A 14,150-nucleotide genomic window follows, 5' to 3' on the forward strand; every position below is an offset into this window, starting at 1 on the left:
CAGTCAAAAATCAAAAGTTAATAAGGGGAAATTCCATGAAATCGCTGAAGAAAGTTCTTCTGTCTACGACAGTGGGCTTGGCCTCGGTGTTGGCTGCGGGGGCCGTCACGCCAGTATTGTCTGCTACAGCCAGTGCACAAGATTATACCACAGGGGGCTTGGACGGTTCTGTCGTCTCACCCGATGGTCAGCCCATTGCCAATGCGTCTGTGAGCGTTATTTCCTTGCGCCAAGGGGCCGTTCGCACCGTCCGCTCGGATCAAAACGGTAGTTTTCGTCTGACCTTGCTGCCTGCGGGCCCTTATCGGGTTGCGATTGTGGCTGAAGGCTTTGAAAGCTCTGACACCGAAGCCACCGTCATCGTTGGGCGTTTGGCCAATTATACCGTGACGATGGCCCCTGTTGGCGCGACAGAAACGATTGTCGTGACGGGCCAAGCCTCACAATCTCTGTCCTTTGCCCAAACCACATCGGGTCTCAACATTGATGTCGCTGAGATCACACGTCAGTTACCGATTGGCCGCGATATTCAATCGCTTGCTGGTTTGGCACCGACAGTGGTTGAGGGCGATCCAAACTTTGAGCAACCCGCGATCGGTGGGTCCTCGGCCGCTGAAAATGCTTTTTATGTCAATGGCTTGAATATTACCAATTTTGACACTTATGTCGGTGGCGCGACTGTGCCGTTTGACTTTTATCAGACCGTTGAAGTGAAAAACGGTGGGTATCCGGCTGAGTTTGGCCGGGCTACGGGCGGTGTGATCAATGCCGTCACCAAGTCAGGTTCAAACGAGTTTACTTTTGGTGTGCATGGTAATTTCGAGTTGGATGCGCTGTCTGATACCTCGCCTGATACTTATCAGTATGCCAATACGCTTGATGAGCGCTCTTTGAGCGAGCTGACTTTGGAGGCGGGCGGTCCGATCATTAAAGACCGTTTGTTCTTCTATGGGCTTTATCAATTGCGTGATGAAGAAACGCGTGATTCCTCTTTCATCTTTGCCGACACGCGGGTTTCGAAGTCAGACGATCCGTTCTGGGGTGTGAAGCTGGATGGGTATATCACCGATGATCACCATCTGGAATTCACCTATTTTGATACCTCGCGTGAGAATAACATCGTCTCCTATACTTTTGATGGGGACACGCGCCAGACCGGTGGCGAAGCCGGGCGCGAGAATGAGTTATTTGGGGGTGAGAGCTATGTTGCCAAATATACGGGCAGCTTGACCGATTGGTTCACCCTGTCGGCGGCTTATGGTGTGATGAAAGATCGCTTCTCAGTTCTGCCCAGCGATCCTGATACGCCCTATATTCAAGATGCGCGCTCAGGCACCGCAATCCGTGTGGGCCCACAAACCAGCTCTGACAATGATAACAATTCAACAGAGCGTAAATTCTACCGTATTGACGGTGATGTCTTCTTTGATCTGTTAGGCGAACACCATGTTCGTTTTGGTTATGACAATGAAAAGACGACCCTTAATCACCTTCAGACCCGTACGGGGGGTGTGTCTTGGCGTGCCTTCCAGGTCACCAGTGCCAACACGGCGCGCTATGATCGCCCTGTTGGAACAGAGTTGATCCGTGCGAACATCTTTAATGCGGGTGGTACGGTTGAAGGTGAAAACAAGTCTTATTACATCCAAGATTCTTGGGATGTGAATGATCGTTTGAACCTGCAGCTAGGCCTTCGTAATGATCACTTCATTGTTGAAAACTTGGCCGGTGAAGTGCCGATCGACCTCAATAACAATTGGGGGCCTCGTTTTGGCTTCAACTATGATGTCTATGGCGATGGTATGACCCGCCTTTATGGTAGCTATGGGCGTTACTTCATTCCGCCTGCGTCAAACTTAAGCTTCCGCGGCGCGGATCTTTATACTTTCCAATTCTTTGAGCTGAACTCTTTTGACGCGAACACTGGGGCTTTCACCTATGGCGCGCCTTTGACGCTGTCGAACTCCAATATTGCCTCACTGGGCGCAGGGAATTGCCCGGCTGGCGTTATCGACAATGTGGCCGATGGGTGTATCGTTTATGGTATGGGTGAGGTTGAGCCTGCGATTTCGAAAACCTCGCTCGATCTGAAAGCCACTTATGAAGATGAATTTGTCATCGGTCTGGAAAGCCAGATCAATGATGATTGGACCATCGGCGCGCGCGGTGTTTATCGCTCGCTGGGCGATGTGTCTGAAGATGTCGCGATTGACCATGCCATCTTGAAGTATTGTGAGCGTGAAGGCATCGCGGATTGCGGCGACATTTGGTATGGCGATCACCAATATGTGGTGCTCAATCCTGGCCGGGATATTGAAGTCTATACGCGTGATCCCCTACCGGGTCAGACTGAGCGTAGCCTGATTTCATTGTCAGCGGGGGACATTGCTTTGCCTGAAGCTGAGCGTGAATATGTCGCGCTGGAGCTGACAGCAGATCGTGCTTTTGACGGCGTGTGGAGCATGAATGTCTCTTATGTATGGTCGGCCTCTACCGGCAATTATGAGGGCACTATTCTTTCCGACAATGGTCAAGATGATGCCGGTTCAACTGCATTGTATGACCATGTAGGCTTGGCGGATAACCAATATGGCTATCTTCCCAATCACCGTCGTCACCAGTTGAAGATCTGGGGCTCTTATCAGTTCACGGATGATCTGTTGCTGGGGGCGAATGCCTCGGTCATGTCACCGCGTAAATATGGCTGTTTAGGGGTTCACCCGACAGAGCCGGATGCGGCGGCTTATGGTGCCTTCTCGCGCTATTGTAACGCGATTGGTGTACGTCGCGGGACCGCGTTTGAAACCGATTGGGTCTATAATCTGGATCTGTCTGCACGTTATACCTTGCCCATCGAAACGCCTGGCGATGTGATTTTGCGCGCTGACGTTTTCAATGTGTTCAATGCGTCTGGTGTGACCACCGCACAGGAACGCGGCGAGAATGCTACCGCAGATCTCAGCCCGAATTATCGTAAGCCTTTAAGCTATCAAGCTCCGCGCTTGGTGCGTTTGGGCTTTGACTGGACGTTCTAAGCCTTAGGGCATGGGATTGGGGCAAAGGCTCGAACCTTGGGGTTCGGGCCTTTGTCTTTTGCGTGCAGAGCTTGTCGCAAAAATCGCACGTTAATCGCAATGCGCCTGCGCTCACGCTGTCAAGCGTTTAAGCCTAAAACTCCGATCGTTCCCCAATAACATCGGATATTCAATTTGGGCTTTAGGGTGGCACCGCATCCTAAAGCCTTTTTTTAGCGGGTCTTGAAATGAAAAGTCTTCGATTTTTCAAAATCTGAAGCTGTATTTGCCATGATTAACCGGTATAACCCTCGTCCATGGGATAGGGAGTCGCGTATCATGGCCGTTGGAAATTTCAAAGCATTAGCCCTTTTAAGTGCAGTGTTACTGTGGGGCTGTCAGCCGCAAGAAGACGGCACGCAGTCCAATGAGGGCTCATCGTCTTCGGCGCGAACCTCCCAAGAGGACACTGGTCCGCGCTTGATGGCCCGGCCCAGTAATGCCCCGCGCGCTGAAGCTGAAACGCCGCGTGATTTCGTCTTTGAACGCTATCAGGTCAATTTGACGAATGCCGACCCAGAGGTCTGTCTGATCTTCTCCCATGCGCTTGATCCAAATGCAGATTATTCGGCCTATGTCGCGACGAATACGAAAGATAGCCTGGCCTTTAGTGTGAACGGTCAGCACTTGTGCCTGGGCGGTTTTGGGTTCGGTGCCGAGCCGACCTTGGCCCTGCGCGAAGGCCTGCCCAGCAGCGATCATGGCGCTTTGGCGCGTGAAGAAACAGTCTCGCTTTTCTTTGGTACGCGCCCGGCCTATGTGGGCATTTCAGGCGATGGTGTGATCTTGCCGCGCCGGGATGCCGATGGCTTGGCCTTTGAAACCGTCAATGTCGATACGCTGTCCATCACCGTCTCGCGGGTCAATGATCGCGCGCTGGTGTTCCGCTCGGTCTCGCAAGGCCTTACGGCCGGTGAGCGCGAATGGGGTTGGCTCTATGGCGAGGAAAACCCTAATGATGTCAAAGAAGTCCTCTGGCAGGGCGAGATGGACATTACCGGCGCGCCCAACACCCCTGTGACCAGCGTCTTTCCCTTGGCAGAGACTTTAGGCACGCTACAACCTGGGGCTTATTTTATTGAGGCGCAGAATAAAGAAGCCTCACCGGATGAGTATGAACAGCCTGCACGCACTATGCGCTGGTTGATCATCACCGATCTGGCTTTCAGCGCCTATCGCGGGGAAGAAGGTCTCGACCTATCTGTGCGTTCGCTGCAAACCGCCCAGCCTGTGCGCAATGTGCGGGTGCAATTGGTGGCGTCCAATAATGAAATTCTCGGCGAAGGGCGCACCGATGGCGAAGGTCGCGCGCGCTTTGCTGCGCCGTTGATGCGCGGCACCGGTCCGATGCGTCCACGCCTGGTGATGGGCTATGGCGCGGATAATGATTTCGCGATTTTGGATCTGGAGCGTAATCCGGTCGATCTTAGCGAGCAGGGCATAGGCGGGCGTCAGCGCCCCGATGGCGCAGATGGGTTCATCTGGCTGGATCGCGGAATCTATCGTCCCGGTGAAAGTGTTCATGTCGGCACTTTGCTGCGTAATGCGGCGGCGCAGGCGATCTCGGATCGCGCCGGGTCTTTGATCCTTTATGCCCCCAATGGCTTGGAAATGGCGCGCAAGCGCTTTGAGCGTGCTGAAGCGGCCGGGGCGGTCTTTTGGGATGTGGCGCTGTCACGCACCGCAGCGCGCGGTGAATGGCGCATCGTGGCTGAGCTCGATGGTTTGGGCGTCGTGGCCTCCACCGCTTTGAGTGTTGAGGACTTTGTTCCGCAACGCATTTCACTTGATCTCGCGGTTGATGAAAGCCCCTTGCAGGCGCGCGAAGAGCGCGCCATCGAAAGCGATGTTCAATTCCTATATGGCGCGCCGGGCGCAGGTCTGAGCGTTGAGGGGCGGGTCCGCTTTGAGCCCGATCCTAATCCGTTCCCGGATTATCGGGGCTATCAGTTCGGTCGCCATGATGATGACGTTCAAGAGGTCAGCCGCAGTCTTGATCCTGCCACCACCGATGGCGCGGGTAAGGCTGTGCTCGCCCTGACCACCCAAGGTGAATTGACCGCTTCGTCCCATCCTTTGCGGGCGCGGGTCGTGATCAGCGCGCTGGAGCCGGGGGGGCGCGCCGTCAGTGATGATGTGCGCATCCCCTATCGTCCGCGCGACAGTTATCTGGGTTTAAAGCCTGGCTTTGAAGGTCGGGCCCCCCGCAATCAGGCAGCCCGCTTTGATGTGGTCAATATCACCCGCCTGGGTGAGGGCCAAGGCGCGCGGGTCAACTGGCAATTGGTGCGTTTGGATTGGGATTATGACTGGTACCGCGATGGGGACAGTCAGTGGCGCTGGCGGCGGTCTTTGAACCGCGTGCCGATTGAAACCGGTATTGTGAACCTTGCTGAGAACGGTGAAGGGGCGATTACCCTGCCGGAGCTCGATTGGGGTGATTATGAACTGGTCGCGCGTCTCAGCGACGGCGGCGCGGTAGCCAGCCAGACCTTCTGGGTTGGCTGGGGCGCGCGCGCCAATGGCGGGGTTGAGGCCCCGGACCGCGTGCGTGTTTCGGTGCCCGATGCCCCGACGCCCGTGGGCCAAAGCGTGACTTTGGGCTTGCAATCGCCCTATGCCGGTCTTGCCGAAGTGGTGATTGCCACCGACCGGGTTCTGGAAACCCGCTCCGTCGTGGTGCCTGAAGGCGGTACTGAGGTCAGCTTCGAGGTGGATGAGCGTTGGGGCGCTGGGGCCTATGCCATGGTCAGCGTCTTTACCCCGCGCGATCCGGTCGCTCAACCGCGTCCGCGCCGCGCCGTCGGGGTCAGCTATGTTCCGGTTGATACCGCACCGCGTAATCTGGACCTCGCTTTAGAGGTTGATGAGATTGTGCGCCCACGCCAATCGGTAAGCGTGAGTGTAGAGGCGCAAAACGCACCTTATGGTGAAGCCTGGATCGTTCTGGCCGCCGTCGATGAAGGAATTTTGGCTCTCACGCGCTTCCAAAGTCCTGATCCGGTGGCCTGGTATCTGGGTCAAACGGCGCTGGATGTGGCGCTTTATGATGATTATGGCCGCTTGCTGGATCCTAATCAGGGGGCAGCCGCACCGGTACGTACCGGGGGTGACCAGATCGGGGGCGCAGGGCTGAGTGTGGTGCCGACCAAGACCGTCGCGCTCTATTCCGGCCCAGTTCGCTTTAACGCGCAGGGTGAAGCGCAAATCGCGTTGGATATTCCTGATTTTAATGGTCAATTGCGCTTGATGGCCGTGGCCTGGTCGCGCACCCAAGTCGGGGCCGCCTCTCAGGCTTTGACCGTGCGTGATGCGGTGCCGTCTGAAGCTATCTTGCCGCGTTTCCTGGCACCGGGTGATGTCGCCCAAGCCACGATCAGCCTGGATAATGTCGAAGGGCCCGCCGGTGCGTATCAGGTCCAGTTCAACGCTGAAGGCGCGGCCCGCGCGGATCAGTCGGCAAATGTGAGCTTAGAGCCCGGTGAGCGTCAAGATACCCGTTTGGAGATTATCGGCCAGGAGATCGGGATCTCTGATGTCACTTTGGAGGTCACCGGACCAGAAGGTTATAGCGTCGCGCATAGCTATCCTATCGAAGTGCGCTCGGCCTATCTGCCGATCACAGAAGTGACCCGCACGCGGCTGGCGCCGGGCGAAAGCTGGCAGGGTGATCGCGCCTTGTTAACATCTTTTGAAGCGGGCAGTTCAGATTTGACCCTTACGGTCTCCTCCAGCATGCTCGACGGGCAAGCCTTGATGGCTTCGCTGTCGCGTTATCCCTATGGCTGTAGCGAGCAGACTTTAAGTAAAGCGATCCCGCTGCTCTATGCCTGGCAATTAGGCGCGTATGAAGATGATCCGCGCCGTTCGGGCGAGGTGCGCACCCAAATCCAAACCGCGATCAGCACCTTGTTGGCGCGCCAGGATGCCCAGGGCGTGTTCGGCCTATGGCGGGTCGGCGATGGGGCCGCCAGTCCGTGGGTAGGCGTTTATGCCACGGATTTTCTGGCCCGTGCCCAGGCCGCCGGCTTCAGCGTGCCCGAAGATGCGATGGAGCGGGCCTATACGGCGCTGGCTTTGATCGCGCGTGAACAGAGCGGGCGGCTCTATGGCTATCACTGGGATGTCTATCGCTGGCGCGGGTCTAACGACAGTTCAGACAAATTGCGCGAACGCAGCGCGGCCTATGCGCTGTATGTGTTGGCGCGTGAAGGCCGGGCTGATCGCTCGCGCCTGCGCTATCTGCATGATGAGCGTCTACGCCGTATTCAAAGCCCGCTGGCGCTGGCCCATATCGGGGCGGGTCTGGCCTTGATGGGCGATCAATCGCGCGCCCATAGCGCCTTTGCCTTGGCGGAAAGTCGTATCGGCTACAGCAATACGGGCGATTGGTATCAAACCGTGCGCCGTGATCTCGCCGGGGTGACGGCTTTGGCTGCGGAGGCTCATCAGAGCGAGCTTCTGGGCCGCTTGAGCGAGCGTGTGGGCCAGGATCTGCCCGAGTCTGCGCGCCTGACTACACAGGAAAAAGCCTATCTCGTCATGGCCTATTGGGCGATGAATGGCGGGCAAGCGGTGCCGAGCTATAGCCTTTCAGGGATTGAGGGTGTGCGTCCAGGTGAGCCGGTTGTTTTGAGCGCTGAGGTTGATCCAAGCGCGATCACACTTACCAATACCGGTGATCTGCCGATCTGGGTCTCAGCGCTGGGCCAGGGTACGCCCATCGACACACCGGCGGCGGCGGAACAAGGGCTCGCCTTGTCGAAAACTCTCTTCAGTCCTCAAGGTGAGGCGCTGAGCGGGGGTGAATTGCGTCAGGGTGAGCGGGTGATCATCCGCTTGGAATTGACCAGCCCTGAAGACCGTTTGGTACCGGCGATCATCGAAGATCTGCTGCCGGCCGGGTTTGAAATCGAGGCGATTTTGACCCCTGCGGATGGTGGCCCGAACGGGGTTTATGCCTGGTTGGGCGCGTTGGATCAGGCGCAGACGGTGGAAAAACGCGATGATCGTTTTGTCGCCGCGATGGAGCTGCGTAACAAGCAGACTATCCGCATGGCCTATGTCGTGCGTGCGGTCACGCCGGGGCGCTTCACCTTGCCAGCGGCCTATGCTGAGGATATGTATCGTCCAGATGTCTTTGCCCGCACAGAGGTGAGCGAGATTGCCATTGCCCCATAACGTTTGGGCCCCCGCCCTGGGGGTCTTTATCGGGGATTATAGAGCGCGCTGGGCTTTGGGGCTGAGCGTGCTCCTCCTCACCGTGATAGGGGGGCTATGGGCGCTGGATCGCCTGTTACCGCCCCCGCTCGATCAGGTGCGGCTGTCGGATGTGGTGCGTGATCGCCATGGCGAAGTCTTGCGCGCCTTCCCGGTGGAGGAGGGTCGTTGGCGTCTGCCCGCCCATCTTGATGATATTGATCCCGATTTTATCGAAGCCTTGCTGGCGTATGAGGATCAACGCTTTTACCGCCATCACGGCGTGGATGGTGTGGCCGTGCTGCGCGCCAGCCTGGATAGCGCCAAGGCCGGACGGATCGTCTCTGGGGCCTCGACCCTGACCATGCAGACCGCGCGCTTGTTAGAGCCGCGCCCGCGCCATCTGGGCTCGAAGCTGATTGAAATGCTGCGCGCGGTACAGCTGGAACATCGCCTGACCAAGGATGAAATTCTAGAGCTTTATCTGACCCTTGCCCCCTATGGCGGCAATCTGGAGGGGGTGCGCGCGGCCAGCTGGGCCTATTTCGGGCAGGAGCCTAATGATCTGCCCTTAGAAGACATTGCGCTGTTGATTGCCCTGCCGCAATCGCCTGAAGCGCGCCGTCCAGATTTGCGCCCCGCCAATGCGCAGCTGGCCCGCTCGCGCGTGCTTGAGCGCTTGGCGAGCGCGGGTCTGGCCTCGCCGTCTGCGGCGCTGGATGCGCGCGATGATCCTGCGCCCACGCGCCGGGTCTTCCCGGCCAAGGCCTGGCATGGGGCGGAGTTTGTGCGTGGATATCAATTGGACCAGCATCAGCGCGGGCAAGATCGCGTCTCCACCCTGGATGCGCGTCTGCAGGCGAGTGTTGAGAGCGTGATCGCGAACGCCCTGCCGCGTGGGGATCAGGATGTGCAGATCGCGGTGATGGTGGTGGAAACCCGCACACGTGCGGTGCGGGCTTTGATCGGGTCTGCAGGCCGGGATCGGCCGGGGGGCTGGATTGATCTCACCCATCGTCAACGCTCGCCCGGTTCGACATTGAAGCCCTTCATCTATGGTCTGGCCTTCGATGATGGCCTGGCGGCGGGCAATACAAGGATTGCCGATCTGCCACGCCGCTTTGCGGGCTATCGCCCGGATAATTTCGACCGACGCTTTCGCGGTGATGTCACCATCGCTGAGGCCTTGCAGCATTCGCTAAACGTGCCTGCGGTCAGCGTTTTAGAAGGCGTCGGCGCGCACCGCTTCAATACCGTGCTGAGCTTTGCGGGCGCGGGTGCGCAGCGCTTGACCGGGGCGGGTGAAGATTCCGGTCTGGCGGTGGCGCTGGGCGGGGCGGGGATGACGGCACGTGATCTAAGCGTGCTTTATGCGGCGCTGGGCGAGGGCGGTGAGGCCAAGCCCCTACGCTGGTTAGAGCATGAAGCCGGACCTGAACACGGCTATGCGGTATTAAGCGGCGAAAGTGCCGGTGAGATTTTGGATATCTTACGCGCCGCGCCGCATCCTGCGGGGCGCATGCCTGCGCATTTGGCGCAAAATGCGCCCGACATCGCCTTTAAAACCGGGACATCTTATGGCTATCGCGATGCCTGGGCCGCCGGTGTCGCGGGCGGCTATAGCGTTGTGGTCTGGGCGGGGCGCGCCGATGGCGCCCCAAGGCCCGGCATTACCGGGCGTGAAGGGGCATTGCCCATCCTGTTTGAGGTGTTTGACGCCGTCGCGCGCTTTGATCCGACGGGCTTCAGCCGGGCACAAAGTGCTAGCCCAGAGCAAGACTGGACACCGCGCAGCCTGCAACGCTTTCAGGCCGATCCCGCCCCGCATATCCTCTTCCCCCCCGATGGGGCCGAGGTGTGGCTGGACCGCGCCGATCGCAGTTACGTCCTCTCCGCTCAGGCCCAAGGCCGCGTGCGCTGGTATGTCGATGGCGCCCCGATTGCGGGCAATGGTTTGGGCGATGCGATCTGGCAGCCGGTGGGGCCGGGCTTCTATACCCTGGAAGTGGTGGATGAGGCCGGGCGCAGCGCGCGCTCGCGCATCCGTCTGAAAGGGCGCGGCGGGTCTTAAATCATCTTTGACCGGTCAATTTTATCTCGCCAAGCGCGCCCGATTTTTCTACAAACTGACTTGAAGATCTGTGGGAGGAAAAGATGGCTGTAACCATGATGCTGGCGCTAGGTTTAGCGATGTCTGGCCCCGATTATGCGCTGGAAAGCGTCCCGGTGGAGGGCTATCGCAGCGCATTTACTGTGGAGATCGCCGCGCCCATCGAAGAGGTGTTCGAGGCTGCTACCGGCGATGTCACCGCCTGGTGGGATCATAGCTTTGCCACTGATCCGGCCCAGATTGTCATTGAGGCCCATCCCGGCGGGCATTTCTATGAAGTGTTTGAAGCGGGTAAAACCGATGGGGCGATCCACGCCGATGTGATCTATGTCCAGCGCCCAACCTTGTTACGCCTTCATGGGCCGTTGGGGCTGTCGGGGCGGTCTTATGATCTGGTCAGCACTTGGCAGCTCGCGCCGGGGCAGAGCGATGGTGTCACGCAGTTCACCGTCAATCTGTCCATGCATGGCGAAATCAATGAAGACACCGCCGGTGTGGTGACCCAGGTCTGGCATCATTTCATCGCCGAGCGCTTGAAAGTTTATGTCGAGGCGGGGTGCCATTTAGACATGGATGCGCCCTGTATGGCTTTTGACTAAGCTTCAGGGCTAAGCTTTAGTTTTCAAAACCAAAGGCAAGCCTGCGGCGATAAATTCCACATGGTCGCAGGCCCCGGCCAGGGCTTGGTTGGCGCGTCCTTGATGATCACGGAAAGTGCGCCCCAAGGGTGTTTCGGGAACCAGGCCCAGCCCCACTTCATTGGAAATGAAGATGATCGCGCTTTGCCGGTGAGGAAGGCTTTGGCATAGGCGGGCCATCTCCGCCTCCACATCGTGGTCCTTGAACATCAAATTCGAGAGCCACAAGGTCACGCAATCCACCACAATGACCCGGCCCGGATGATCCAGTCCCGCCAGCGCGTCGGTTAAATCCAAAGGGCATTCCAGAAGATCCCAATCGAGCCCGCGTTCGGCTTGGTGGCGGGCAATGCGCTGGGCCATTTCTTCATCATGGGCTTCGGCGGTGGCGATGAAAATCTTGTCGCGATAGGCGGCGGCGAGGGTGAGCCCGCGCGCACTTTTGCCGGAACGTGCACCGCCTAAGATCAGCATATGATGGGGTGAGGTCATAAGGCGGCTCCGATCTTGATCCATTGGCCATAGGGCACCGGCCGGGCAAAGGCGTCCTCAAAGCTTAAACCCGAAAATGCCATCCACAGCGCCCTTACCGGGCCAGCATGGGTGACGATCAAGCTGGATTGCGGGGCGCACAGCTCTTGATAAGCCGCCAAGACGCGGGCTTGAAGGTCGCGAAATGTTTCTCCACCCGGGGGCGCCTGGGTCTGGGGACTATCTGCCCACGGATCGCTATCGCGCCGGTCGATATGGTCCCAGCGTTGACCTTCCCAGCGCCCAAAGGACAATTCTTGCCAGCGCGCATCACTCTGTAGGGGTAAGGCGAGCCGTTGAGACAAGGCATCAGCCATGACGTAGCAGCGCGTTAGAGGACTGGTGATGATCTGGCTGAGACCTTCAGGGGCTGTGTCACTGGCGCGTGCGCTCAGGCGTGGGGTCTCTGGCCCCGCGGGTAGATCCAGCTGGCCATAGCAGAGCCCCTTTACGCCGCTCAACGGGGCATGGCGCATCACCCACATCGCTTAGATCACCGCCGCCAAGGTGATCAGAGCCGCCATCTCGCCGACCTGCTCCACCGCGCCCAGCCCATCGCCGGTATAGCCGCCCAGCTTGCGTTGAAAAAGTCCGATCATGACCCATCCGGCCAGATGCGCCATCAGGCAGGCGAGAAGGCCATAGAGCCCCAGGAAGCTGGCGAAGGCGAGCCCGCTGATCACAGCAAAGATCCATATATGACGGGCAATATCATCGGCCACCGGCTTGGCGAGCCCCTCAGCGCGGGCATAGGTGAAAAAGCGGAGGATGCTGGGGATGATCATGCGTGCGCTGGCGTGGGTCACGATCAGCGCGACCCAGCCTAAGGCGGGCGGCAGGCTGGCCAGCGCACCAATACGGATAATCAGGCTGAGCCCCAGGGCCAGCGCGCCATAGGTGCCGACCCGGCTATCGCGCATAATCTCCAGCGCGCGCGCTTTAGTGACGCCGCCGCCCAGACCATCCCAACTATCGGCCAGACCATCTTCATGGAAACCACCGGTCAAGAGGATCGCGCAAGCGACAGCCAGGCTCGCCGCGACAAAACCGGGAAGGACCAGATGCGCCAGCCAAAACACCGCCCCGGCGATCAAACCGACACTGGCCCCGACCCAGGGGAAATACCGCACGCAGGCGTTTAAATCGCTCGCCTGATGCCCGACCCAGGACGGCACGGGAATGCGGGTTAAAAATTGCACCGCATAAAGATAAAGGCGAAGCTCGCTTCTCATCAGGCTCATTATGGGCACCTTTCTCTGTGTTGGCCTCAGGCCGTCGGCGCGCTGGCCCCATCGACGCTGGCCGCTTCAAACGTCGCCATATCTTTGAGCATAGCCACGCTGGCCCGCAAGAGCGGTAAGGCCAGTAATCCCCCCGTACCCTCGCCCAGGCGAAGGCCCAGATCCAGCAAGGGCTGGGCGTTGAGCGCGCTCAACATGGCGCGATGGCCTGGCTCCGCGGAGTGATGGGCGAAGACGCAAAATCTGTGCGCATCCGGGCGGGCTGTTAACGCGATCAAGGCCGCTGCACTGGCGATAAAGCCATCAATGATGACGATCATCCCGGCGCTGGCCCCGCCGATAATGGCCCCCGCCATCATGGCGATCTCAAACCCGCCAAAGGCTTGCAAAGCCTCTATCGGCGTTTGAACATCGGGACGGCGCGCGCGGCAGGCGATCAGAATTTCGCGCTTGGCTTTTAAACCATGATCATCCAGGCCGGCGCCGCGCCCGGTGAGCTGATCCAGGCTCTCACCGGTCAGGACATGCGCGATCAGGCTGGCGCTGGCGGTATTGCCAATACCCATTTCGCCGAGCAGCAAGGTTTTGACACCTTTGGCGGCGAGACCTTGTGCGAGCTGGGCTCCGGCTGTGAGGGCGCGCTGGGCTTCATCCGCGCTCATGGCGTCTTCATGAAGGCCATTGCGGGTGCCGGGTCTGATCTTGGCGTTGATCAAGTCTGGATGCGGATCAAAATCATGGGCGACCCCGGCATCGACAACGCTGAGGCCACACCCATGGGTGCGTGCAAAGACATTGGCCGCCGCTCCGCCCTTGAGGAAATTCATGACCATCTGCATCGTCACGCTTTGCGGCCAGGCCGAAACGCCGCTCTCGACCAGGCCATGATCACCGGCAAAAATCAACAGATGGGCCGGATCGACTTCAGGGCTTAAGCTCGCCTGAACCAGGCCGATTTGCCGGGCGAGGGCTTCAATCTGGCCTAGAGAGCCGGACGGCTTGGTCTTGATGGCCAAGGCATGATCCAGGCGCGCGGCAAGATCCGCGTTGGGGGGGGTGATCGGTAAACTATCCAGCATAAGTCCCTCATAAGTTAGAGAGGGTCATACAAGCAGGTGGAGGAAATGCCCAAGTCTATATTTGCAGCAAAAAAGACGCCGCCTGCGATGAGGGTGCAGGCGACGCGTCAAGATGAGGCGCTCAATGCCGGGTCGAGCGCCGGTGCAAACGCTCACACATGACACAGAATCAGGCTGTGCATATGTGAAGGCTTCTTTTAAGGGTTTGTGTCTTGCAAACCTGTGAGCCAGATCACAGTGCTTGTCTCAATAGCGCATGTTGTGAAACAGTATGCAGG

General features: G+C 58.6%; 8 protein-coding genes. 4 read left to right on the forward strand and 4 right to left on the reverse strand.

Going from position 1 to position 14,150, the window contains the following annotated elements:
* The first annotated feature begins 35 nt into the window (after nucleotides 1–35).
* From H151_RS0106620 to H151_RS0106635, 4 genes are all read left to right on the forward strand, one after another.
* Nucleotides 36–3,035 carry a TonB-dependent receptor gene (locus H151_RS0106620; RefSeq protein WP_019960864.1) on the forward strand — a complete coding sequence of 1,000 codons (3,000 nt, stop codon included), beginning with the start codon at nucleotides 36–38 and terminating at the stop codon, nucleotides 3,033–3,035.
* A gap of 318 nt (nucleotides 3,036–3,353) precedes the next feature.
* Nucleotides 3,354–8,255, forward strand: coding sequence for an alpha-2-macroglobulin family protein (locus H151_RS0106625; RefSeq protein ID WP_019960865.1), 4,902 nt, complete (start codon nucleotides 3,354–3,356; stop codon nucleotides 8,253–8,255).
* Complete coding sequence (pbpC, locus tag H151_RS0106630) at nucleotides 8,245–10,344, forward strand: penicillin-binding protein 1C (RefSeq protein WP_019960866.1); 2,100 nt, start codon at nucleotides 8,245–8,247, stop codon at nucleotides 10,342–10,344. The genes H151_RS0106625 and pbpC overlap by 11 nt, the downstream gene beginning before the upstream one ends.
* Before the next feature lie 83 nt (nucleotides 10,345–10,427).
* Complete coding sequence (locus H151_RS0106635; protein ID WP_019960867.1) at nucleotides 10,428–10,982, forward strand: SRPBCC family protein; 555 nt, start codon at nucleotides 10,428–10,430, stop codon at nucleotides 10,980–10,982.
* A 9-nt stretch (nucleotides 10,983–10,991) separates the two neighbouring features.
* Here H151_RS0106635 and cobU read toward each other — a convergent pair whose 3' ends face one another.
* From cobU to cobT, 4 genes are read right to left on the reverse strand one after another with little or no spacing between them, the layout of a single operon-like run.
* Nucleotides 10,992–11,513, reverse strand: coding sequence for a bifunctional adenosylcobinamide kinase/adenosylcobinamide-phosphate guanylyltransferase (cobU, locus tag H151_RS0106640; protein ID WP_026353874.1), 522 nt, complete (start codon nucleotides 11,511–11,513; stop codon nucleotides 10,992–10,994).
* Complete coding sequence (locus H151_RS16960) at nucleotides 11,510–12,028, reverse strand: histidine phosphatase family protein (RefSeq protein ID WP_169336722.1); 519 nt, start codon at nucleotides 12,026–12,028, stop codon at nucleotides 11,510–11,512. The genes cobU and H151_RS16960 overlap by 4 nt, the downstream gene beginning before the upstream one ends.
* 12 nt (nucleotides 12,029–12,040) lie before the next feature.
* The gene (gene cobS, locus H151_RS0106650; RefSeq protein ID WP_019960870.1) at nucleotides 12,041–12,793 is read right to left on the reverse strand and encodes an adenosylcobinamide-GDP ribazoletransferase; all 753 of its coding nucleotides are present in this window, start codon (nucleotides 12,791–12,793) and stop codon (nucleotides 12,041–12,043) included.
* A gap of 26 nt (nucleotides 12,794–12,819) precedes the next feature.
* Nucleotides 12,820–13,872, reverse strand: a complete 1,053-nt coding sequence (gene cobT / locus H151_RS0106655) for a nicotinate-nucleotide--dimethylbenzimidazole phosphoribosyltransferase (protein WP_019960871.1) — start codon at nucleotides 13,870–13,872, stop codon at nucleotides 12,820–12,822.
* Nucleotides 13,873–14,150 lie beyond the last annotated feature (278 nt).

It is taken from the genome of Woodsholea maritima DSM 17123 (assembly GCF_000382325.1).
In the GTDB taxonomy this organism is placed as follows: Bacteria; Pseudomonadota; Alphaproteobacteria; order Caulobacterales; family Maricaulaceae; genus Woodsholea; species Woodsholea maritima.